The 23611-nt window shown below is 72.9% G+C and carries 16 protein-coding genes and 2 pseudogenes; 12 read left to right on the top strand and 6 right to left on the bottom strand.

The window, feature by feature from the left end; all coding sequences use genetic code 11:
* The first annotated feature begins 38 nt into the window (after positions 1-38).
* Positions 39-2291, top strand: coding sequence for an SF1B family DNA helicase RecD2 (gene recD2 / locus ACP4J0_RS34530; protein WP_426602801.1), 2253 nt, complete (start codon positions 39-41; stop codon positions 2289-2291).
* A 244-nt stretch (positions 2292-2535) separates the two neighbouring features.
* Positions 2536-3825: a citrate synthase gene (locus ACP4J0_RS34525; RefSeq protein ID WP_426517026.1), complete on the top strand. Its 1290-nt coding sequence runs from the start codon at positions 2536-2538 to the stop codon at positions 3823-3825.
* Between the two features lie 665 nt (positions 3826-4490).
* On the opposite strand, the gene ACP4J0_RS34520 is transcribed toward ACP4J0_RS34525, so the two are convergent.
* Both ACP4J0_RS34520 and ACP4J0_RS34515 read right to left on the bottom strand, forming a co-directional pair.
* A complete protein-coding gene (locus ACP4J0_RS34520; RefSeq protein ID WP_426602799.1) occupies positions 4491-6848 on the bottom strand; it encodes a heavy metal translocating P-type ATPase in 2358 nt (785 codons plus the stop codon).
* Between the two features lie 145 nt (positions 6849-6993).
* Complete coding sequence (locus ACP4J0_RS34515) at positions 6994-7233, bottom strand: heavy-metal-associated domain-containing protein (RefSeq protein WP_426602797.1); 240 nt, start codon at positions 7231-7233, stop codon at positions 6994-6996.
* Positions 7234-7412: 179 nt separating this feature from the next.
* Between ACP4J0_RS34515 and ACP4J0_RS34510 the strand changes: the two genes are divergently transcribed.
* Positions 7413-8450 (top strand): zinc-dependent alcohol dehydrogenase family protein, encoded by a 1038-nt coding sequence (locus tag ACP4J0_RS34510; protein WP_426602795.1) that lies wholly within the window; start codon positions 7413-7415, stop codon positions 8448-8450.
* Here ACP4J0_RS34510 and ACP4J0_RS34505 read toward each other — a convergent pair.
* Together ACP4J0_RS34505 and ACP4J0_RS34500 are read right to left on the bottom strand one after the other, a co-directional pair.
* Positions 8437-9060, bottom strand: a complete 624-nt coding sequence (locus tag ACP4J0_RS34505; protein ID WP_426602793.1) for a GNAT family N-acetyltransferase — start codon at positions 9058-9060, stop codon at positions 8437-8439. The genes ACP4J0_RS34510 and ACP4J0_RS34505 overlap by 14 nt on opposite strands.
* 120 nt (positions 9061-9180) lie before the next feature.
* Entirely contained in the window at positions 9181-9372 is a 192-nt protein-coding gene (locus tag ACP4J0_RS34500) for a helix-turn-helix transcriptional regulator (protein ID WP_426602791.1), read from the bottom strand.
* Between the two features lie 479 nt (positions 9373-9851).
* On the opposite strand from ACP4J0_RS34500, the pseudogene ACP4J0_RS34495 reads away from it, so the two are divergent.
* Together ACP4J0_RS34495 and mmsA are read left to right on the top strand one after the other, a co-directional pair.
* A pseudogene (locus ACP4J0_RS34495) lies at positions 9852-9954 on the top strand (5-deoxy-glucuronate isomerase); the annotation flags it as partial.
* A 394-nt stretch (positions 9955-10348) separates the two neighbouring features.
* Positions 10349-11851, top strand: coding sequence for a CoA-acylating methylmalonate-semialdehyde dehydrogenase (gene mmsA / locus ACP4J0_RS34490; protein ID WP_426602789.1), 1503 nt, complete (start codon positions 10349-10351; stop codon positions 11849-11851).
* A 55-nt stretch (positions 11852-11906) separates the two neighbouring features.
* Here mmsA and ACP4J0_RS34485 read toward each other — a convergent pair whose 3' ends face one another.
* Positions 11907-12791: a hypothetical protein gene (locus ACP4J0_RS34485; RefSeq protein ID WP_426602787.1), complete on the bottom strand. Its 885-nt coding sequence runs from the start codon at positions 12789-12791 to the stop codon at positions 11907-11909.
* A gap of 345 nt (positions 12792-13136) precedes the next feature.
* On the opposite strand from ACP4J0_RS34485, the gene ACP4J0_RS34480 reads away from it, so the two are divergent.
* The 7 genes and pseudogenes from ACP4J0_RS34480 (at position 13137) to ACP4J0_RS34450 (ending at position 21711) form a co-directional block, all read left to right on the top strand.
* Positions 13137-14561 (top strand): APC family permease, encoded by a 1425-nt coding sequence (locus tag ACP4J0_RS34480; protein WP_426602785.1) that lies wholly within the window; start codon positions 13137-13139, stop codon positions 14559-14561.
* A gap of 155 nt (positions 14562-14716) precedes the next feature.
* Positions 14717-17368 (top strand): CocE/NonD family hydrolase, encoded by a 2652-nt coding sequence (locus ACP4J0_RS34475; RefSeq protein ID WP_426602783.1) that lies wholly within the window; start codon positions 14717-14719, stop codon positions 17366-17368.
* Positions 17365-18246: an ABC transporter permease gene (locus ACP4J0_RS34470; protein ID WP_426602781.1), complete on the top strand. Its 882-nt coding sequence runs from the start codon at positions 17365-17367 to the stop codon at positions 18244-18246. Before ACP4J0_RS34475 ends, ACP4J0_RS34470 begins: the two co-directional genes overlap by 4 nt.
* Before the next feature lie 169 nt (positions 18247-18415).
* On the top strand, positions 18416-20041 hold the full coding sequence (locus ACP4J0_RS34465; protein ID WP_426602779.1) for a YfbK domain-containing protein: 1626 nt from the start codon (positions 18416-18418) through the stop codon (positions 20039-20041).
* Between the two features lie 25 nt (positions 20042-20066).
* A pseudogene (locus ACP4J0_RS34460) lies at positions 20067-20422 on the top strand (AMP-binding protein); the annotation flags it as partial.
* A gap of 147 nt (positions 20423-20569) precedes the next feature.
* Positions 20570-20749: a chaplin gene (locus ACP4J0_RS34455; protein ID WP_426602831.1), complete on the top strand. Its 180-nt coding sequence runs from the start codon at positions 20570-20572 to the stop codon at positions 20747-20749.
* Between the two features lie 140 nt (positions 20750-20889).
* Positions 20890-21711: a chaplin family protein gene (locus ACP4J0_RS34450; protein ID WP_426602777.1), complete on the top strand. Its 822-nt coding sequence runs from the start codon at positions 20890-20892 to the stop codon at positions 21709-21711.
* A gap of 172 nt (positions 21712-21883) precedes the next feature.
* Here ACP4J0_RS34450 and ACP4J0_RS34445 read toward each other — a convergent pair whose 3' ends face one another.
* A complete protein-coding gene (locus tag ACP4J0_RS34445; RefSeq protein WP_426602775.1) occupies positions 21884-23188 on the bottom strand; it encodes an ATP-grasp domain-containing protein in 1305 nt (434 codons plus the stop codon).
* Positions 23189-23611 lie beyond the last annotated feature (423 nt).

The following is a 23611-nucleotide window of genomic DNA, read 5'->3' as shown; positions in this document are numbered from 1 at the left end:
GCCCTCCCCCTGTCACACCTCACCGGTACCGTCGGATCATGTCCACCCAGTCCGACGCCGCCCCCGGCGAACGCCGCCTCGCCACCCTCGAAGGCGTCCTGGAACGCATCACGTACGCCAACGAGGAGAACGGCTACACGGTCGCCCGCGTCGACACCGGCAGAGGCGCCGGCGACCTGCTGACCGTCGTCGGCGCGCTGCTCGGCGCGCAGGCCGGCGAGTCCCTGCGCATGGAGGGCCGCTGGGGGTCCCACCCCCAGTACGGCAAGCAGTTCCACGTCGAGAACTACACGACCGTGCTCCCCGCCACGGTCCAGGGCATCCGGCGCTACCTCGGCTCCGGTCTGGTCAAGGGCATCGGGCCGGTCTTCGCCGACCGCATCACGCAGCACTTCGGCGTGGACACACTCCAGATCATCGAGGAGGAGCCGAAGCGGCTCATCGAGGTGCCCGGTCTCGGCCCCAAGCGGACCAAGAAGATCGCCGACGCGTGGGAGGAGCAGAAGGCGATCAAGGAGGTCATGCTCTTCCTCCAGACCGTCGAGGTGTCGACGTCGATCGCGGTGCGGATCTACAAGAAGTACGGTGACGCGTCGATCTCCGTCGTCAAGAACCAGCCCTACCGCCTCGCCGCCGACGTGTGGGGCATCGGCTTCCTCACCGCCGACAAGATCGCCCAGTCGGTCGGGATCCCGCACGACAGCCCGGACCGGGTGAAGGCGGGGCTGCAGTACGCCCTGTCACAGGCCACCGACCAGGGGCACTGCTACCTCCCCGAGGAGAAGCTGATCGCCGACGCGGTGAAGCTGCTCCAGGTGGACACCGGGCTCGTCATCGAGTGCCTCGCCGAGCTGGCCGCCGAGCCCGAGGAGGGCGAGGACCCCGGCGTCGTACGCGAGAAGGTCCCCGACCCGCAGGGCGGCGACCCCGTCACCGCCGTCTACCTCGTCCCCTTCCACCGCGCCGAGCTGGCCCTCTCCGCCCAGCTGCTGCGCCTCCTGCGCACCGGCGAGGACCGGATGCCGGGGTTCGGGGACGTGGCCTGGGACAAGGCCCTCGGGTGGCTGAAGGGCCGTACCGGCGCCGACCTCGCCCCCGAGCAGGAGGCCGCCGTCAAGCTCGCCCTCACCGAGAAGGTCGCCGTCCTCACCGGCGGGCCGGGCTGCGGCAAGTCCTTCACCGTCCGCTCCATCGTCGAGCTGGCCCGCGCGAAGAAGGCGAAGGTGGTGCTCGCCGCGCCGACCGGGCGGGCCGCCAAGCGCCTCGCCGAGCTGACCGGCGCCGAGGCCTCCACGGTCCACCGCCTGCTGGAGCTCAAGCCCGGCGGCGACGCCGCCTACGACCGGGACCGGCCGCTGGACGCCGACCTCGTCGTCGTCGACGAGGCCTCCATGCTCGACCTCCTCCTCGCCAACAAGCTGGTCAAGGCCGTGGCCCCCGGCGCGCACCTGCTCTTCGTCGGGGACGTCGACCAGCTGCCCAGCGTCGGCGCCGGGGAGGTGCTGCGGGACCTGCTCGCCGACGGCAGCCCCGTCCCCGCCGTCCGCCTCACCCGTGTCTTCCGGCAGGCCCAGCAGTCGGGCGTCGTGACGAACGCGCACCGGATCAACGCCGGACAGCACCCGCTCACCGACGGCATGAAGGACTTCTTCCTCTTCGTCGAGGACGAGACGGAGGAAGCGGGACGGCTGACGGTGGATGTCGCCGCGCGCCGCATCCCCGCCAAGTTCGGGCTGGACCCGCGCCGGGACGTGCAGGTCCTCGCCCCCATGCACCGCGGGCCCGCCGGCGCCGGCACGCTGAACGGGCTCCTCCAGCAGGCCGTCACCCCGGGGCGCCCGGACGTGCCGGAGAAGCGGTTCGGCGGCCGGGTCTTCCGCGTCGGCGACAAGGTCACCCAGATCCGCAACAATTACGAGAAGGGCGAGAACGGCGTCTTCAACGGCACCGTGGGCGTCGTCACCTCGCTCGACCCGGTGGAGCAGCGCCTCACCGTGCTGACGGACGAGGACGAGGAGGTTCCGTACGAGTTCGACGAACTGGACGAGCTGGCCCACGCCTACGCGGTGACCATCCACCGCTCCCAGGGCAGCGAGTACCCGGCGGTGGTGATCCCCGTGACGACCGGCGCCTGGATGATGCTCCAGCGGAACCTGCTGTACACGGCGGTCACCCGGGCCAAGAAGCTGGTCGTGCTCGTCGGCTCCCGCAGGGCGATCGGGCAGGCGGTGCGCACGGTGTCGGCGGGCAGGCGCTGCACGGCGCTCGACTTCCGGCTGGCGGGCTCCTGACCCGGAGACCTTCCGGTGAAACCTCTCGACCTGTGTGAAAAAAATGATCGATCAAACGAGTCGCAAAGGTCACAGAGCTCTTCCGGAAGGGGAGGAGAGGGGGCAGGATGAGCAAGTTGACGGCACTGAGTGCCGTCGATAGGCCCGATGGGCGACCCCGAGTGCACTCTCCTGAGCCAAGTGGGGGATGGTAGAGACAGTCAGGGCACCTCGAAGATGAGGCACTACGTCGGTGAGGGAAGACGTGAGCGACAACTCAGTAGTACTGCGGTACGGCGACGGCGAGTACACCTACCCGGTGATCGACAGCACCGTCGGCGACAAGGGCTTCGACATCGGGAAGCTCCGCGCCCAGACCGGTCTGGTGACGCTGGACAGTGGGTACGGCAACACCGCCGCCTACAAATCCGCGATCACGTATCTGGACGGCGAGGCGGGCATCCTCCGGTACCGCGGCTACCCGATCGAGCAGCTGGCGGAGCGCTCCTCCTTCGTGGAGGTCGCCTACCTGCTGATCAACGGCGAGCTGCCGACCGTCGACGAGCTCAGCGCGTTCAAGAACGAGATCACGCAGCACACCCTGCTGCATGAAGACGTCAAGAACTTCTACAAGGGCTTCCCGCGCGACGCCCACCCGATGGCCATGCTGTCGTCGGTCGTCTCGGCGCTGTCGACGTTCTACCAGGACAGCCACAACCCGTTCGACGAGCGTCAGCGCAACCTCTCCACGATCCGGCTGCTCGCGAAGCTTCCGACGATCGCGGCCTACGCGTACAAGAAGTCGATCGGCCACCCGTTCGTCTACCCGCGCAACGACCTCGGCTACGTCGAGAACTTCCTGCGCATGACGTTCTCGGTGCCGGCGCAGGAGTACGAGCTCGACCCGACGGTCGTCGCCGCGCTCGACAAGCTGCTGATCCTGCACGCGGACCACGAGCAGAACTGCTCGACCTCCACGGTCCGCCTGGTCGGCTCCTCGCAGGCGAACATGTTCGCCTCGATCTCCGCCGGCATCAACGCGCTCTGGGGCCCGCTGCACGGCGGCGCCAACCAGTCGGTGCTGGAGATGCTGGAGGGCATCCGCGACGCCGGCGGTGACGTCGACTCCTTCATCCGCAAGGTGAAGAACAAGGAGGACGGCGTCCGCCTGATGGGCTTCGGCCACCGGGTCTACAAGAACTTCGACCCGCGCGCCAAGATCATCAAGGCTGCCGCGCACGACGTGCTCTCCGCCCTCGGCAAGTCCGACGAGCTGCTGGACATCGCCCTGAAGCTGGAGGAGCACGCGCTCTCCGACGACTACTTCGTCTCGCGCAGCCTCTACCCGAACGTCGACTTCTACACCGGCCTGATCTACCGGGCCATGGGCTTCCCGACCGAGATGTTCACGGTCCTGTTCGCCCTCGGCCGGCTGCCGGGCTGGATCGCCCAGTGGCACGAGATGATCAAGGAGCCGGGTTCCCGCATCGGCCGCCCGCGCCAGATCTACACGGGCGTCGTCGAGCGCGACTTCGTGCCCGTCGAGGAGCGCTGAGCCGCCAGGCACCCCCGCAGCGCGTCCGAGGAGTCCCGTGCCGCCCGAGCGGTACGGGACTTTTCCGTGTCCGGACCCGGATGTGTGCATGACGCCCGAGGACAGCGGCCCGAGGGACAGCGGCCCGCGGCCCGCGGACAGCAGAAGGCGGACAGCAGAAGGCGCCCTGGCGCCGGTCCCCCCACGGGCCGACGAACCAGGGCGCCTTCCCATGTCCCGGTACGGATTCCCCCCACGGGATCCGGCCGGGCGTCTGTGAGGACAGCGCCTGAATCGCTGTACTGAGCACAACGAGCAAAACCCGCCGTGCCTGTGGTGCGGTCTGCCGGGACAGCGCACGCCCGGGAGGGCCGCTCAAAGCTTCCCGGTGTACGTGTCCCGGCAACGCAGCTCTGGGAAAGTCCCCCAAGACATCCCCAGATGCCAGGTGGCGCCCCCCAAGACGCTGCCTGACATCGCCAACTTAGACCTTCGAACCCCTTCGATGGTTACGTTCGCATCACTGTGATCTGCGTCTCTTGCATATGTCCGGTAGATGCGCAAGAGCACCCATACGCCGGACGGGGCCCAAGCGTAAGGAAGATGCGCGAGCCTTGTGAAGAGCTTATGTGAGGCGGGTGCCGGACTCCAGAGGCACTCCCCCTCGACCTGCGTGAAACGCGCATTCAGCGAAAGGCCCGCAGCCGGAGGCTGTTGGTGACCACGAACACCGAGGAGAAGGCCATCGCCGCCCCCGCGATCATCGGGTTCAGCATCCCCGCGGCGGCCAGTGGCAGCGCGGCCACGTTGTAGCCGAAGGCCCACACGAGGTTGCCCTTGATCGTGGAGAGGGTGCGCCGGGAGAGGCGGATCGCGTCCGCCGCCACCCGCAGGTCGCCGCGGACCAGCGTCAGGTCGCCCGCCTCGATCGCCGCGTCCGTCCCCGTGCCCATCGCCAGGCCCAGATCGGCGGTGGCGAGCGCCGCGGCGTCGTTGACGCCGTCCCCGACCATGGCGACCGTACGGCCCTCGGCCCGCAGCCGCTCCACCACGGCGACCTTGTCCTCGGGCAGCACCTCGGCGATCACCTCGTCGATGCCGACCGCCGCGGCGACCGACTCGGCGACGCGCCGGTTGTCGCCGGTCAGCAGCACGGGGGTGAGGCCCAGCCGGCGCAGCTCGGCCACCGCCTCCGCGCTGGTCCCCTTGACCGCGTCCGCCACGGCGACGACCCCGCGCGCCGCACCGTCCCACCCGACGACGACGGCCGTACGCCCGTCCCTCTCGGCCTTGTCCCTGGCGCGGGACACCTCGGGCGGCAGGGCGTCGTAGAGGCGCCCCACGGCCACCTCACGGCCCTCCACGCGGCCGCGTACGCCGCGCCCGGGGACGTTCTCGAAGTTCTCGACGGCGGGCAGCGGCCCGACCCGCTCCCCGGCGCCTGCCGCGACCGCGCGGGCCACCGGGTGCTCGGAGGCGTGCTCGACGGCGCCCGCGAGCCGCAGCAGCTCCTCCTCGGCGGTGCCCTCGGCGGCGTACACCTCGTGCAGGGTCATGCGGCCGGTGGTGACCGTGCCGGTCTTGTCCAGGACGACCGTGTCGACGCGCCGCGTGGACTCCAGCACCTCGGGGCCCTTGATGAGGATGCCGAGCTGTGCGCCGCGGCCCGTGCCGACCATCAGCGCGGTCGGCGTGGCCAGACCCAGGGCGCACGGACAGGCGATGATCAGTACGGCGACGGCGGCGGTGAACGCGGCGACCGTGTCACCGGTGGCGCCCAGCCACCCCCCGAACGTGGCGACCGCGATCAGCAGCACCACGGGTACGAAGATCCCGGAGATCCGGTCCGCGAGCCGCTGCACCTCGGCCTTGCCGCTCTGCGCGTCCTCGACCAGCTTGGCCATGCGTGCCAGCTGCGTGTCGGCGCCGACCCGGGTGGCCTCGACCACCAGCCGGCCGCCGGCGTTGACCGTGGCGCCGGTCACGGTGTCGCCGACGCCCACGTCCACCGGCACCGACTCGCCGGTCAGCATCGAGGCGTCCACGGCCGAGGCACCCTCGGTGACCGTCCCGTCGGTGGCGATCTTCTCGCCCGGCCGTACGGCGAACCGGTCGCCGACCGCCAGCCGGGCCACCGGAATCCGCACCTCGCGGCCGTCCCGCAGCACGGCGACGTCCTTCGCGCCCAGCTCCATCAGCGCCCGCAGCGCGGCTCCGGCGCGGCGCTTGGAGCGGGCCTCCAGCCAGCGGCCGAGGAGGAGGAAGGCGGTCACCCCGGCGGCGGCCTCCAGGTAGATCGTGGAGGCGCCGTCCGTGCGGGAGACGGTGAGGTCGAAGCCGTGCCGCATGCCCGGCATGCCCGCGTCCCCGAAGAACAGCGCCCACAGCGACCAGCCGAACGCCGCGAGGGTGCCGAGCGAGACCAGGGTGTCCATGGTGGCCGCGCCGTGCCGGACGTTCGTCCAGGCGGCGCGGTGGAAGGGCAGGCCGCCCCAGACCACGACGGGCGCGGCCAGGGTGAGCGAGAGCCACTGCCAGTTGTCGAACTGGAGCGCCGGGACCATCGCGAGCAGCACGACGGGCGCGGCGAGGAGGACGGAGACGACGAGGCGGTGGCGGAGGGCGGACAGCTCGGGGTGGTCGTCCGCGGCCTCTTCCGGCGCCCCTTCCAGGGCCTCGTCCGGGGGCGTGGTCTCGTCGGCGGGCTCCGGCGGCGCGGGCTGCTCGGCCGTGTATCCGGTCCTGACGACCGTGGCGATCAGGTCGGCGACCCCGGTGGTCACCGGGTGGGTGATCCGGGCCTTCTCCGTCGCGTAGTTCACCGTGGCGGTGACGCCGTCCATGCGGTTGAGCTTCTTCTCGACGCGGGCCGCGCAGGAGGCGCAGGTCATCCCGCCGATGAGCAGCTCGACCTCGGCGAGGTCCGGCCCGGCGGCCGGGCCGGCCGCGGGTGACGCCGAGGCGGCGCTGGACGCGGCGGTGGGCGGGGTGGGGCTGGACGCGGTGGTGGGTGCGGTGGGGCGGGACGCGGTGGGGCTGGTCATGGTCCGGACTCCAGACGGGCCGGCCGGGCCGCGGGTGGCCCGGCCGGAGGGGCTGTGGATGCGGCGGGGGCGGTTGCGGCCGGGGCGGTCCGCTGCGGTCCGTTGTGGCCTCTGTGACCTCTGTGGCCGCTGTGGCCGCTGTGGCTCAGACCCTGCCGACGAGCTCGAAGCCCGCCTCGTCCACGGCCGCGCGCACGGCCGCCTCGTCGAGGGGTGCCTCGGAGACGACGGTGACCTCGCCGGTCGAGGCGACGGCCCGCACCGAGCCGACGCCCGCGATCTCGGAGATCTCGCCGGACACGGCGCCCTCGCAGTGTCCGCAGCTCATTCCGCTCACCTTGTAGACGGTGGTGACGGAGCCCTGGGTGTCGGTCTGGGCGGTCATGTCATTACTCCTCGTCAGGGGGGCGTACTGGAGCGCACTCGGGGCGTACAGCCGTGCGCCCGTGGTCCAGCGTGGACCACTCACCATCCACTGTACCCCTAGGGGGTATGGCTTCGGACGGCCTGCCGTGAGATGGGGGACGGGAAGCGGGAACACCGGTACGGAAGTGAGGGCGGCGGATGCGCGCGGTCGTGTTCGAGAGGTTCGGAGAGCCGGCCGAGGTGCGGGAGGTGGCCGATCCGGCGCCCGCGCCGCACGGGGTCGTGGTCCGCGTCGAGGCCACCGGACTGTGCCGCAGCGACTGGCACGGCTGGCAGGGCCACGACCCGGACATCACGCTGCCGCACGTACCCGGTCACGAACTCGCCGGTGTCGTCGAGGCGGTCGGCGACCGGGTGGCCGGGTGGCGGCCCGGCGACCGGGTGACCGTGCCCTTCGTCTGCGCCTGCGGGAGCTGCGGGGCGTGTGCGGCGGGCGACCAGCAGGTGTGCGAACGGCAGACCCAGCCCGGCTTCACCCACTGGGGCTCCTTCGCCGAGTACGTGGCCCTCGACCACGCCGACGTCAACCTCGTCGCCGTCCCCGAGGACATGTCGTACGCGACGGCCGCCTCGCTCGGCTGCCGGTTCGCCACCGCGTTCCGGGCCGTGGTGCAGCAGGGAAGGGTCGCGGCGGGGGAGTGGGTCGCGGTGCACGGCTGCGGCGGGGTCGGCCTGTCGGCGGTGATGATCGCGGCGGCCTCGGGCGCGCGGGTCCTCGCCGTGGACGTGTCGCCCCGGGCGCTGGAGCTGGCACGTGCGTTCGGCGCGTCGGAGTGCGTGGACGCGTCCGCGACGCCGGACACGGCCGCGGCGGTCCGCGACCTGACCGGCGGCGGCGCCCACCTCTCCCTCGACGCCCTCGGCTCGCCCGTCACCTGCGCCGCGTCCGTGAACGGCCTGCGCCGCCGCGGCCGGCACGTCCAGGTGGGCCTGCTGCCCTCGGCGGACGGCACCACGCCGGTGCCGATGGCCCGCGCCGTCGCCCTGGAGCTGGAACTCCTCGGCAGCCACGGGATGGCCGCGCACACCTACCCCCCGATGCTGGAGCTGGTCCGCACCGGGGCGCTCCGGCCCGACCGGCTGGTGACGTCCACCATCGGGCTGGGCGCGGTCCCGGCCGCCCTGGCCGCGATGGGGACGGCGCCCGGCGCGGGTGTGACGGTCATCGAGCCGTGACGCCGGCCTCGGGACGCCCGCGGTCGGCCAGGGGGCGCCCGTCGTCGGCCAGGGGGCGCCCGCGGTGGGCGGCCCACTGGTGGTCCAGGACGGCCATCAGCACCTCGTCCGCCCACGCGCCGTCGCGCCACTCCACCTCACGCCGGACGCCCTCCACCACGAACCCCACCTTCTCGTAGACGTGCAGGGCCCGGTGGTTGTAGCCGTAGGCGTCCAGCTGGATCCGGTGCAGGCCGAGTTCCTCGAAGCCGTAGCCGACGATCAGCCGGGTCGCCTCGGTGCCTGTGCCCCGGCCGCGGCCCCGCGCGCCGAGCAGGATGCGGAAGGTGCAGGAACGGCTCTCGGGCTCCCACTCGTGCAGCACCACCTCGCCGAGGAGTCCGCCGTCGGCGGGATCGGTGACGGCCAGGTCGAGCCGGTCGGGCTGTGCGCTGCGGGAGCCGTACCAGGCGCGCACCAGCTCCGGGGTGAGCTCGTGCCCCGGCGAGCCGGTGAAGCGCTCGACCTCGGGATCGTTGATGATCTCCCACATGCGCTCGGCGTCGGCCTCGGTGAACGGCCGCAGGACGGCCCTGTCGCCGGTCAGGACGGGTTTCACGGAGAAGTCCATGTGCGGCACTGTGCCCCACGCGGACGTGGGGCACAGAACGATTTCCGGCGGTGGCCGGTGGCCGGTGGCCGGTGGCCGATGGCTGGTGGCTGGTGGCCGATGGTCGGGAGCCCGGCCGTCCTACCGGTTCCGGTTGCGGGGCCGGGACGCCACCCAGGTCCGGATCGTGTCCGCGTACCAGTAGGGCTTCCCGCCCTCCACGTGGTCGGGTGGCGGCAGGAGCCCGTGCTTGCGGTACGACCGCACGGTGTCCGGCTGTACCCGGATGTGGGCCGCGATGTCCTTGTAGGACCAGAGCCTTCGGTCGGTCATGAGCCGCACCTCCCTGTGTGCACCGCGGGCGGCGGCCGGGGACGGCCGCCGGGGGAGCCGGACGCTGCGCCGGCGATCACAAGCCTGACCCGGGTGAACGACGCGGGGTGAGGGGCGGACCGGGCCCGTTCCCGGATGTGACGGAAGGGCCGCGTGCACGTGACATCTGTGACGGAGCGGTCGTTTTCGTGACCCAAGTGGCGCAAAGGAACAGGTCGGATGCCGGGCGTGGCGCGTTGACCTCGCCCGGCCGGTATGACCCGGGTCGCGAGGGTGCGCCGCCACCCGGGCCATGTCGCCCATCCTGTCGTCCGAATGTCCGGACAAAACATTGACAGGCCCCACGTACGGGGCTAGAAACCGGGGGAGACGCAACGGCGGGCAGGCGACGACGGGCACGAAGGGGAAGGCGATGGCGCACGACCTGATCACCGCGGGGCGGACGTCCGCCCCCGCCGTCACCGGTACCCCCACGAAACGCCTCCGGCGCGGGAAGGCCGCTTCGCCCTGGCAGGAGCGAGGCGCGAGCGCCGACTCCCCGCTCGCACCGGCTCCGCGCCGGAGGTTCCCTCGTCCCGACGTCCCGACGTCCCGATGTCCCGATGTCCCGATGTCCCGACGTGCCGACGTGCCGACGTGCCGACGTTCCCACGCCCTCACCTCCCGACGTCCCGACGGGGGCGGGCGTCCGTACTCGTCCGTGTGTCGGAGTGCGGGCCGTCCGTACCGGCCCGTGTGCCGGGGTGCGGGCCGTCCGCGCTCGCCCACGGGACGGCGCGCGGGCCGCTCACACTGGCCCACGTGTCTACGCGGACGCGCAAACCGCAGACACAGTGTCGGGCCCGCCCGGAGTGCCCGGCTGGTGGGATGGACCCATGGCCGCGGCCGCGACCCGGACGTCGCCGGTCACGGCCCGTGAGCAGGACCAACGGCACGTCTCGACCCGTCGCCGCCATCTGTGAAGGAGTTCTCGGTCATGACGAACATCGTCAACCACTGGATCGGCGGCAAGACCGCCGACGGCGCCTCGGGCACGTACGGGCCGGTGACGAACCCGGCGACCGGTGAGGTCACCACCAAGGTCGCCTTCGCCTCCGTCGACGAGGTGGACGCCGCGGTCGCCGCCGCCAAGGAGGCGTACCTGACCTGGGGTCAGTCCTCGCTGGCGCAGCGCACCTCGATCCTCTTCGGGTTCCGGGCGCTGCTGGACGCGCACCGCGACGAGATCGCCGAGCTGATCACCGCCGAGCACGGCAAGGTGCACTCCGACGCGCTCGGCGAGGTCGCGCGCGGCCTGGAGATCGTCGACCTGGCCTGCGGCATCACCGTGCAGCTCAAGGGCGAGCTGTCGACCCAGGTCGCCACCCGCGTCGACGTGGCCTCGATCCGGCAGCCGCTCGGCGTGGTCGCCGGCATCACGCCGTTCAACTTCCCGGCGATGGTGCCGATGTGGATGTTCCCGCTCGCCATCGCCTGCGGCAACACCTTCGTGCTCAAGCCGAGCGAGAAGGACCCGTCGGCCTCGATGAGGATCGCCGAGCTGCTCTCCGAGGCGGGTCTGCCGGACGGCGTCTTCAACGTCGTGCACGGCGACAAGGTGGCCGTGGACCGCCTCCTGGAGCATCCGGACGTCAAGGCGGTCTCCTTCGTCGGCTCGACCCCGATCGCCCGCTACATTCACACCACCGCCTCCGCGAACGGCAAGCGCGTCCAGGCCCTCGGCGGCGCCAAGAACCACATGCTGGTACTGCCGGACGCCGACCTCGACGCGGCGGCCGACGCGGCCGTCTCCGCGGCCTACGGCTCGGCCGGCGAGCGTTGCATGGCGATCTCCGCGGTCGTGGCGGTCGGCGCGGTCGGCGACGAGCTGGTCGAGAAGATCCGCGAACGCGCCGAGAAGATCAAGATCGGCCCCGGTGACGACCCGTCCTCCGAGATGGGCCCGCTGATCACCAAGGCGCACCGCGACAAGGTGGCGTCCTACGTCGAGGGCGCGGCGGCCGAGGGCTGCGAGGTCGTCCTGGACGGCACCGGCCACACGGTGGACGGCCACGAGGACGGCCACTGGATCGGCATCTCCCTGCTGGACCGGGTGCCGACCACGGCGAAGGCCTACCAGGACGAGATCTTCGGCCCGGTCCTGTGCGTGCTGCGCGCCGAGACGTACGAGGAGGGCGTGGCGCTCATCAACGCCTCCCCCTTCGGCAACGGCACCGCGATCTTCACCCGGGACGGCGGCGCGGCCCGCCGCTTCCAGCTGGAGGTCGAGGCCGGCATGGTCGGCGTGAACGTGCCGATCCCGGTCCCCGTCGGCTACCACTCCTTCGGCGGCTGGAAGGACTCGCTCTTCGGCGGCCACCACATCTACGGCAACGACGGCACGCACTTCTACACCCGCGGCAAGGTCGTCACCACCCGCTGGCCGGACCCGGCCGACGCGCCGGCCGGCGTGGACCTGGGCTTCCCGCGCAACCACTGAGCCACCCGGTGCCTCCGTCTCCCACGCGGGGGACGGAGGCACCGTCGGCGCGGTCTCAGCCCTGCTGCCTCCCGGCGTCCTTCACGTCCTCCGTGAGGTCACCGGTCTGCCCGGCGGGCGGGGCGACGATCTCCTTCGTGGCGCCGAACTTGTCGAAGTCCATGGTGACCTCCATGCTGCCGAAGTCCTGCTGCAGGCGCACCGGCAGGTCCTTGGCGTCCACCCAGATGTCCATGGTGATCGAGCCGCCGCCGGCGGTCGAGTTCAGGAGGCTGTCGGCGCCGCGGAGGGCCTCCTTGAACCTGCCCAGGTCCCCCTGGTCGAGCACGGCCCGGTAGTGGGTCGTGGGCTTGCCGTTGACGGTCTCCTCGCCGAGGTCCTCGACGTCGCTCGCGTACTTCAGGCCCTTCAGGGAGTCCACCGGGCTGCCTCCGCCGCCCCCGCTCATCGCGGCGGCGCCCGACTCGCCGAACACGGCCGACCCGTCGATCCTGATCCATTCCTTGCCCGCGAGCGGGCCGGCGGGCTGGGGGTCGATGTCGTAGTAGTAGGCGCCGTCCACGAACAGTGTGCGCACGGTAGGGGAGTCCGTGAGCTCCTGCATCCGCACGGCCTCGGTGTCCATCTCGACGTCGAGCGCGTAGCCGTCGCCCCAGGAGTACGTGCCGTCCATGGCGATCGGCTCACCGGTGCCCAGGTCGGTCGTCGTCCTGACCTCGGCGGAGCCCAGCTCCTCGGTCCGGTCGGTGGCCCGCGAGAGCGCCGCCATGATCGTGTCGGCCTTGCCCGCGGCAGTCTCCGCGGCACTGTCCGCGGCCGTCTCCACGGCCTTGTCGGCGGTCTCGGCCGCCGTCCCGGCGCCGTCCGAACCGCACGCGGTCGCCGCGGCCATCGCCGCGGCCGTCAACCCCACCCAGGCCGCCGTGTACTTCAGCTTCATGAGTCCCCACCCCGTTGCCGTGTTCCTGTGATTCGTCTGTGTCCCGGACTGTACCGGGCCCCACCGACAGTGTCCGGGCGCCGGAAAACGGCACGTTTTTTTACGCCGCTCCCTACGGTTCCCGTACGCCTCAAAGAGGCTCTGCCGGAAGGAACCTGATGCGGTTTCCGGAAGTCGCGCCGAGATCCGTCAACGGATTTCGTAGGTAAACACCCATTGACGCGCCGGTTTTCGTCGGTATTCCATCTGGCGTCGGGAGCGGACGAGAACCACGTACGACCAAGCCGCCGGAGGCGATAGCGCTCCCGCCCGAACCACACCGCACGAGTCGATCGGAACCGCTCCATGACCGACACGCTCCGCCCCGTCGAGACCGCCGCAGCGGCACCCCCGGACCTCCAGGCCCCCGGGGAGACCCGGACGCTCAAGCGTTCCATCGGGGTCGTCGGCGGCACGCTGCTGACGCTCTCGTGCGTGACTCCGGCCTCCACGCTGTTCGTGGTCGTCCCCGACCTCTTCGGCTCGCTCGGCACCGCCACCGCCCTGACCATCGCCATCGGCTCCCTGCTCTGTGTCGCCGTGGCGTTCTGCTACTCGGAGCTGGGCACCCTCATCCCCAGCGCGGGCGGCGAGTACGCCATGGTGTCGACGATGGCCGGGCGCCTGGCGGGCTGGCTGGTCTTCGTGCTGTCCCTGCTGGTTGTCATGATCGTGCCGCCGGTGATCGCGATGGGCACGGCCGACTACCTCGAACCGGTCGTGCACCTCGACCCGTCCCTGGCGGGCGCCGGCGTCATGGTGCTCGCCACCCTCGCCGGCCTGCTCGACCTGCGTGCCAACGCCTGGATCACCGGCGTCTTCCTGGTCCTGGAGGTCATCGCCGCGGCCGTCGTCGCGGTGCTGGGCTTCGCCCACGCCGAGCGCGGCCCCGAAAGCCTCGTATCCATGGAGGTGGCCGGCGCGGACGGCGGCGCGGACCCCGTGACGGGCATGCTGGTCGTCTCCGGGCTCGCCATCGCCCTGTTCGTCACCCAGGGCTTCTCCACCGCCGTCTACCTCTCCGAGGAGCTGGAGGACCCGCGCCGCAACGTCGCCCGCACGGTCCTCGCCACCCTCGGCATCTCCGCCGTGATCCTCCTGGTCCCGGTCGTCGCCATCACCCTCGGCGCCTCCGACCTCGCGGAGCTGACCGGCGGCGACCTCGGCGCCATGGTCACCGCCTGGTCCAACTCCGCCGTCGGCACCTTCGTCAGCCTCTGCGTGGCCCTCGCCATCATCAACGCCGGCATCGTCATGGTCATCCAGAACTCGCGCGTCCTGTTCGCCTCTGCCCGCGACAAGGCCTGGCCCGCGCCGGTCAACACCCTCTTCGCCAAGCTCGGCCGGTTCGGCTCCCCGTGGGTCGCCACGCTCGCCGTCGGCGTGCCCGGTGCCGTGATGTGCTTCGTCGACCTGGACACCCTGTACGGCGTCACGGGCGTCTCCGTCACCGGCATGTACCTGCTCGTCGCGGTCGCCGCCCTGCTCGCCCGGCGCGGCTCCCACCGGGACGCGCAGGCGTGGCGGATGCCCCTGTGGCCGGCGATGCCCATCCTGCTGATCGCCGTCCTCGCCTACATCCTGACCCAGCAGGAGACCGTCCACCTGCTGTGGACCGGCGGCATCACCGCCGCCGCCACCCTGTACTGGGCCCTGTACCTGCGCCCGCGCCGCGACACGCGCTGGCTGGTGACCGTCCCGGAGGACGCCCGGGAGCCCGCCGGGGCGTGAGCGTCCCCGGCCGCGAACCTCCCTGCCGCGGCCACCGCCGCCCACTGCCCCTACCGCGCCCGTGGTACGCGGCACGGAGCCGTACTTCCGTGGGAGGGGCGGTGGTTCATCCCCTGGACTGCCCGGTTGTCGGCGGCGGCCCGTACCGTTGACGCATGGATCTTCGACTGCCCCGCGTGCGAGGGCTGCTTCGGGGGCCGCGGCGGATGCTCTCCGCCGCGGCCGCCGTCGTCGTACTCGCCGGCGCCGGGACATGGACGGCCGTCGCCGGCGACGACCCGCCCCCGGTGCACCGCGCCGACCGGACCATGGCCGTGGGCGACGGGGTGCGCCTGGACACCTCGTACTTCACCGCCGGCTCCGGCGGACGCCGCCCGGCCGTCCTGCTCGCGCACGGCTTCGGCGGCAGCAAGGACGACGTCCGCGAGCAGGCCGAAGGCCTCGCCCGGGACGGGTACGCGGTGCTGACCTGGTCGGCGCGCGGCTTCGGCAGGTCCACCGGGAAGATCGGGCTGAACGCCCCGGACGGCGAGGTCGCCGACGTGTCCCGGCTGATCGACTGGCTGGCGGGGCAGCCGCAGGTCCGGCTGGACGGGGCGGGCGACCCGCGCGTGGGCGTGGCCGGCAACTCCTACGGCGGCGCGGTCGCGCTGCTGGCCGCCGGGCACGACCGCCGGGTGGACGCGATCGCCCCCGCGATCACGTACTGGAACCTCTCGGACGCCCTCTTCCCGAACGGCGTCTTCAAGAAGCTGTGGGCCGGCATCTTCGTCAACATGGGCGGCGGCTGCGAGCGGTTCGAGGAAGAGCTGTGCCGCATGTACCAGCGGGTCGCCGAGTCCGGGGCGCCGGACCCGGAGGCGGTGGAGCTCCTCGACGAGCGCAGCCCGCAGGCCGTCGGCGAGCGCATCGACGTGCCCACGCTGCTGACGCAGGGCCAGACCGACTCGCTCTTCCCGCTCGGCCACGCCGACCAGGCCGCGCGGGCGATCCGTGCGGGCGGCGCCCCGGCGGCCGTCGACTGGATCGCCGGCGGACACGACGGCGGCGACCTGGAGACGGAGCGGGTCCAGGCCCGCGTCGGAGCGTGGTTCGACCGCTATCTGAAGGGCGACGAATCGGCCGGCACCGGCCCCGGCTTCCGTGTCAGCCGCACCCTCGGCACCGGCAGCGGAGACGGCGAACCCCGGCTGGAGGGCGTGAGCGCCGACTCCTACCCCGGCCTGGAGAGCGAGCTCCGCCCGGTCGGACTGCGCGGAGGTGAGCAGAGCTTCGAGAACCCGGCCGGCGCCAGTCCACCCGCTGTCTCCGCCCTGCCCGGCATCGGCGGCTCGGGCGGACTCTCCCAGCTCTCCTCGCTCGGCATCGGCGTCTCCCTGGACTTCCCCGGCCAGCACGCGGCGTTCGAGTCGGCGCCCGTCCGGGAGGACCTCCGCATCACCGGCTCGCCGACCGCCACCGTCCACGTGGAGTCCACGAAGGACGACGCCGTGCTCTTCGCCAAGGTGTACGACGTCGGCCCCGGCGGCACCCAGCCGGTACTCCCCTCCCAACTGGTCACCCCCATCCGGGTGGAGGACGTCGGGGACGGCAGGGACGTGAAGATCACCCTGCCGGCCGTCGACCACGAGGTGGAGAGCGGCCACCGGCTGCGCCTGGTCCTGTCCTCCACCGACCTCGGGTACGCCTCCCCGGCCGCCCCCGCCACGTACACCGTCTCCCTGAAGGGCGACCTGGAGGTCCCGACGGCCCTCGGCGACACCGGCCCGGCGGCCGGACTGCCCGCCTGGGTCTGGTGGGCGCCCCTCGCGGGAGCCGCCGTCGCCGCGGCCCTGCTGCTGACCGCCCGCCGCCGCACCACGGCCCCGCCGCCCGACCCCGCGCTGGCCGGCGTACCCCTCCAGATCACCGGCCTGACCAAGCGGTACGCCAAGTCCACCGACCGGTACGCCGTCCGGGACCTGTCCTTCCGGGTGGAGCAGGGCCAGGTGCTGGGCCTGCTCGGGCCGAACGGCGCCGGCAAGACGACGACCCTGCGCATGCTGATGGGCCTGATCACACCGGACGGCGGCGAGATCCGCGTCTTCGGCCACGCCATCGCGCCCGGCGCTCCGGTGCTCTCCCGGGTCGGCGCGTTCGTGGAGGGCGCGGGCTTCCTGCCGCACCTGTCCGGCCGGGAGAACCTGGAGCTGTACTGGCGGGCCACCGGCCGCCCGCCCGAGGACGCCCACCTCGACGAGGCCCTGGAGATCGCCGGCCTCGGCGACGCGCTCGCCCGCGCGGTGCGCACCTACTCCCAGGGCATGCGCCAGCGCCTCGCCATCGCCCAGGCCATGCTGGGCCTGCCCGACCTGCTGATACTGGACGAGCCGACCAACGGCCTGGACCCGCCGCAGATCCGCGAGATGCGCGAGGTGATGATCCGCTACGCGGCGGCCGGCCGCACGGTGATCGTCTCCAGCCACCTGCTGGCCGAGGTCGAGCAGACCTGCACCCACCTGGTGGTCATGGACCACGGCAGGCTCGTCCAGGCCGGCCCGGTCGGTGAGATCGTCGGCTCCGGCGACACCCTGCTGGTGGGCACCTTCGCGCGCGTGGACGCACCGCTCGTCGAGAAGGTCGCCGCCCTGCCGGGCGTGGCCTCGGCGACCGCCACCGACGGCGGTCTGCTGGTCCGGCTCGGCCCCGGGGGCACGGCACGGGACCTGATCGCCGAACTCGTACGCCTGGACGTGCCCGTGGAGTCGGTGGGCCCCCACCGGCGCCTCGAGGACGCCTTCCTCACCCTGATCGGAGAACCGGCATGAGCACGCTGGCCGAACGCGCCGCGCCCGCCGGCCCCCAGGAGGTCGCCGAGGGTTACCGCGCGGGCCGCACGCTGCCCGTCCGGGTCGAGCTGGTCCGGCAGCTGAAGCGGCGGCGCACCCTCGTCATGGGCGGCATCCTGTTCGCCCTGCCGTTCGTCCTGCTCGTCGCCTTCCGCATCGGCGGCGAGCCGGGCGGTGCGAACAACCAGGTCAGCCTGATGGACTCGGCCACCGCGTCGGGCGCGAACTTCGCCGCGGTCAACCTCTTCGCCTCCGCGGGCTTCCTCCTCGTCGTGCCCGTCGCCCTGTTCTTCGGGGACACGGTCGCCTCGGAGGCCGGCTGGTCGTCCCTGCGCTACCTGCTGGCGGCACCCGTGCCCCGCGCCCGCCTGCTCTGGTCCAAGCTGGTCGTCGCCCTCACCCTCAGCCTCGCCGCGATCGTGCTGCTGCCGCTGGTCGCGCTCGCCGTCGGCACGGCCGCCTACGGCTGGGGGCCGCTGGAGCTGCCCACCGGCGGCAGCCTGCCCACCGGTACCGCGGCCGAGCGCCTGGCCATCACGGTGGCGTACGTCTTCGTCTCCCAACTGGTCACCGCCGCCCTGGCGTTCTGGCTGTCCACCAAGACGGACGCGCCGCTCGGCGCGGTCGGCGGCGCGGTCGGCCTGACCATCATCGGCAACGTCCTGGACGAGGTGACCGCCCTCGGCGGCTGGCGCGACTTCCTGCCCGCGCACTGGCAGTACGCCTGGCTCGACACCGTCCGGCCCGAAATGGACTGGACCCGCCTGGCCCAGGGCGCGTCCCTGTCGGTGACGTACGCGCTCGTGCTGTTCGCCCTGGCCTTCCGGGGGTTCGCCGGCAAGGACGTCGTGTCGTAGGGGGTGCCGGGATGCCGCCGAGGTCACCGGAGGATCACCCACCGGTCTCGGCGGCCCGCCGCCGTGCCCACTTCGAGACGCACCCGTGACGCCCCGTGCCGCACGTTCCGCCCCGCCGCGCCGTCACAGTCACGTACACCGGCGTCAACGGAACCAGGGGGCACGGACGATGAAGCGGTACCGGACACGAAGGCCGATCGGCGCGCTGCTCGCGCTCACGGCGGCGGGCGGCCTGCTGCTCACCGGCTGCCGGGGCGGGGACGACACGGCCCAGGGCGCGAAGGACTCCGCGGCCGACTCCCGGGGCGGCTCGGCCGCGCTGCCCGCGCCCGACCGCCCCCGCGGCGAGGGCGAACAGCGCCACGACGGCGGCACGACCACCGGAGAGACCGGAGAGACCGGAGAGACCGGAGAGACGGGGGAGACGGGGGACTCCCGCGACGTCGCCCCCGCCCCCGACCACCTCTCCACCTTCGCCCTCGACGTCGACACCGCCTCCTACGGCTACGCCCGCCGCACCCTCGCCGAGGGCCGGCTGCCCGACCCGTCGACGGTCCGCCCCGAGGAGTTCGTCAACAGCTTCCGCCAGGACTACGACCGCCCCGACGGCGACGGCTTCACGGTGACCGTGGACGGCGCCCGCACCGACGCGGAGGACTGGTCGCTGGTCCGCGTCGGCCTGGCCACGCGGACCGCCGAGCAGGAGGGCGAACGCCCGCCCGCCGCCCTGACGTTCGTCATCGACGTCTCCGGGTCCATGGCCGAACCCGGCCGGCTCGACCTCGCCAGGGATTCCCTCGGCACGATGACCGACCGCCTGCGCGACGACGACTCGGTGGCGCTCGTCACCTTCAGCGACGAGGCCGAGACCGTACTGCCCATGACCCGGCTCGGCGACCGCCGAGGCCGCGTCCACGACGCGATCGACAGCCTGGAGCCCGCCGAGTCCACCAACCTCGGCGCCGGCGTCGAGACCGGCTACGCGACCGCCGTCGAGGGCCGCCGCGAGGGCGCCACCAACCGCGTCGTCCTCGTCTCCGACGCCCTCGCCAACACCGGCGACACCGACGCGGACGCCATCCTCGAACGCGTCGCGGACGCCCGCCGCGAGCACGGCATCACCCTCTTCGGCGTCGGCGTCGGCAGCGACTACGGCGACGCCCTGATGGAACGCCTCGCCGACAAGGGCGACGGCCACACCACGTACGTCTCGGACACCGAGGACGCCCGCGAGGTCTTCTGCGAGCAACTCCCGCGCCACATCGAACTGACCGCCCGCGACGCCAAGGCCCAGGTCGCCTTCGACCCTCGGACGGTCGCCGAGTTCCGCCTCGTCGGCTACGACAACCGCCGGGTCGCCGACGACGACTTCCGCGACGACCGCGTCGACGGCGGCGAGGTCGGCCCGGGCCACACGGTCACCGCCCTGTACGCGGTCCGCACCCGGCCCGGCGCCGACGGCCACCTCGCCACGGCCACCGTCCGCTGGCTCGACCCGCGTACCCGGGCCCCGCACGAGGAGTCCGGCGACGTGGAGACCGACGCCCTCGACGGCTCCGTCTGGGACGCGGACGACGACTCCGTCCGGGGCGCGGACCGCGGCCTGCGGGTCGCGGCGACCGCCGCCTACTTCGCCGACGCGCTGCGCGCCCCGTACGACGGTGACGGCTCCCTGCCCGGCGCACCGGGCCTCGGTGAACTCGCCGAACGCGCCGACGCGCTGGCCGACCGCACGGAGGACCCGGAGATCGGGCGGCTCGCCGAGGCGGTCCGGCAGGCGGACCGGCTGACCTGAGACACACCCGTCACCTCGCGGCACGGTCTACGAGGGCTACGGCCTGACCGAGACCACCGCCGCCGCCACCATCGTCCCGCCCCTGGGGCCCCCGGCCCGGCACCGTCGGCCCGCCGGTTCCCGGCACGGCCGTGCGCACCGCCGACGACGGCGAGGTGCTCCTCAAGGGCGGGATCGTCTTCGGGTCCTGCCGGAACAACCCGCGGGCCACCGCCGCCGCCCTCACCGACGGCTGGTTCGCCACCGGCGGCCTCGGCTCCCTCGACGCCGACGGCTGCCCACCATCACCGGCCGCAAGAAGGACCTCCTGGGCACCTCCGGCGGCAAGAACGTCTCCAGGCCGTCCTGGAGGACCGCCTCCGCAGCCGCCCGCCGGCCGCCCTCAATTGCGCCGTGCGGCATTCGAGTGAATTCCTCGGCGTTTCGCGTTTCTTCGTTTCTCCGGTCGTCACATTCTCGTTGGCAGACTGCAGGTCATGGTGCGAGCCGCCGACACCGGGCTCGCGCGATTTCCGCGGTCATTCACGCATGGCCGCGGAGAAGGGAAAGTACATGAAGAAGAACGCTGCTGACATCGGCTCCCCGGGGGCCCTCTCCGGCAACGCGGTCCAGGTTCCCGTGCACATTCCCGTCAACCTGCGCGGCAACAACATCAACGTCGTGGGCCTGCTGAACGAGGCGTCCGACAACGTGCGCGTGAGCGACTGACGTCGTTCCGCACCAGCCGACCGGCTGCGTCGCCGCCGGCCCGGGCCAACTCGCTTTGGTTCAGGGCCGGCTTTCCTCCTTTCCGCAGCGGTTGTGCAGTCCATCCTTCAGTCATCTCTTCAAGTAGGAAGACAACCAGAGTGCGACAGACCCTGAGCAGGGGGATGGTCGCGGCTGCCGCCGCGACGAGCATCCTGACCCTGTGCGGCAGCCCCGCCCTTGCCGACTCGTCCGCGAACGGCACCGCCAAGAACTCGTCGGGCACCGCGTCCGACAGCGCCGCTCAGGCCCCGGCCGACGCGCCCGCGCACGTCTGCGGCAGCGCCGCCGACGCCGTGAGCACGTTCGTCGCGGCCGCCGGCGACGAGTGCGCGAACCACTCGGACGAGCAGGCCGACGGCTCCGAAGCCCACCGTGCGGCCCACGGCGACGACGTCTCGGCCTACGGCTCGGACGCGGACGGCGGAGACGACGAGAAGGACGGCGAGGACGGCGAGAACGCCCAGTTCCCGTACGGCCTGCTCGGTTCCCACGCGAGCGGTGAGGCCGAGGCCTCGTCCGGCACCGGTTCCGGCAACCACGCCAAGGCGGTGATCGAGATGCCGTTCGACCTCTGCGGCAGCACCGCCAGTGTGATCGCCGCGCTCAACCCGGTCTTCGGCAACGTCTGCGAGCGCGAGACCCCGGGCGGCTACGGCGACGACGACACGCCTCCGACCACTCCGCCCGCCGAGGAGGAGAAGACCCCGCCCGCCGAGGAGGACAAGACCCCGCCCGCCGAGGAGGACAAGACCCCGCCCGCCCACGAGGCGAAGACCCCGCCGCACAAGGGCAAGGAGCAGCCGCCCGCCCTGGCGGAGACCGGCAGCGAGGTCGCGCTCGGTACCGCGGCCGCCGGCGCCGCCCTGCTGGCCGGCGGTGCGATCCTGTACCGCCGGGGCCGGGCCGCCTCCCGCCGCTGACCCGGGCCTCACCCGCCCCCGCCGCCCCCGGCCGACCTCCCTCGGTCTGCCGGGGGCGTCGTGCCGTCCGGGGCGCCTGCCCCGGCGCGAAGCTCCCCGCCGGGGCCGCACGACGCCCGGCCGGCGACCGCCCCGGCGGCCCGCCCTGGCGACCGCTCCGCCGGGCGGCCCGTCAGCGGCTGCCCGCCCTCTCGTCGTCCGGTCGTCCGGCCCGGCCGGTGGCGGGAGCGGGCGCGGACGCCTGGCGGACCACCCGGGCCCGGGCCGGTTCCCCGGAATCCGGGCGGTCGTCCCTCCGGTGCAGGCGGTGCACGCGGTGCAGCAGCCGGGTGGTCGCGTGCCGGCCCCACAGGGGCCACAGGGCCCGGCCGGGCGCCCGGTCGTCCGCGGCGTGCCAGGCCAGCTCACGTCCGTCGGGGGCCCGGCGCAGGGCGCTCAGCGGCGCGTAGTTCTCCACCACGAACGACCGCCCCGGCCGCGGCGCCCCCTGAGGCAGCGGACGGTCGGTCAGGTCCAGGTGCAGGGCCCGTACGACGTCCAGCCCGGCGGCGTCGGTGAAGAGCCGGAACTGGGCGCCGGGGCGGGGGTTGAAGTCGAGCAGGTGGTAGCGGCCCGTCGTACCGCAGCGGCGGAAGTCGAGGTCGAAGATGCCCCGGTAACCCAGCTCCCCGGTGATCCGCTCGGCGAGCGCCTGCACCTGGGGGTTCGGCGTCCAGCGGCCGACCGCCGTCAGCCCGGCGCCGCGCGGCCTGGCGCGCGTCTTGCGGCCGGCACCGCCGGACCGGACCGTGCCCGAGCGGTCCGCGTACCCGTGGGCGAACCAGTCACGGTCCGGCCCCGGCGGCAGGAACGCCTGGAGCAGCAGCCGGCTGCCCGCCTCCCCGGTCCGCCGGTACAGCTCCCCGGCCTCCCGCGCCGAGCGCACCAGCACGGTGCTGCGCAGCCCGATGCCCGGGGGCAGCAGCCACGGCCGGCTCCACTTCGCCACCATCGGCAGCCCCAGCCGGCGGGCGGCACGGGCGGCGTCGGCCGGGCCGTCCGGGACCAGGGTCTCGGGGTGCGGGACGCCAAGTGAGGCGCACACGCCGGCCAGTTCCGCCTTGTCGGCCACCCGCTCGGTCAGCGCGCCGGGCAGGTCGGGCAGCAGGTACGCGGACGCCGGCTCCGCACGCATCCGCCCCACCGCCAGGGCACACGCGTCGTCCATCGGGATCAGTACGGCGGGACGTGCGATCCTCGCGGCGACGCGGCGCAGGACCACCGCGATGTCGGCGGGCGACGCGCCGGGCGGCGGCGGAGTGTGCAGGCGGCTCACATAACGGGAGACGGCCAGGGGGCTCCGGGCGCAGTCGGCGACCACGTGCACGTCCACCCCCGCGCGGCCGAGCGAACGCACGGCACCCAGCGTTCCGTGGTGAAAGGGATTCCGGTCGATCCGCACCAGTACGGCGGGGACGCGGGTGTCGAACAGCGACACGGGAAACTTCCTTCTTATTCGTTTCGGGTCACCGAAGCGGTCGATCGGCGCACTCGAAAGCCGTAACGGCGGTGGCGTGATGGCATTTCATATGACTGAGTGTCACTAGCTATTCGACTAGGAAAGAGGAAAGAGGCCGGCATGGTCGTACGGCAGGCACGGACCAGGTCCAGGCGGCGGCCGGCATGCGTAGCGGCGGCGGCGGTCGCGGCGGCGGCGCTCCTGGCGGCCGGCCCGGGTGTCGCCGCCGGCGGACCGGCCGCACGTCCGGCACCCCCGCCCGCCCCCGCCCCACCCCCTCCCCCGTTGTCTGCCGCAACCCTAACCGCGCCACCGGCCCCTGGGCGTTGCCCACAACCTGGCCCCGCGGGGCGGGGACACCCCCCGCCCACGGCGGGGGGCTGGGGGTGAGCCTGTTCATGG

This window comes from Streptomyces sp. WG7, assembly GCF_049975785.1.
Lineage (GTDB): Bacteria > Actinomycetota > Actinomycetes > Streptomycetales > Streptomycetaceae > Streptomyces.
This window is presented reverse-complemented; position numbering and strand designations above follow the sequence as displayed.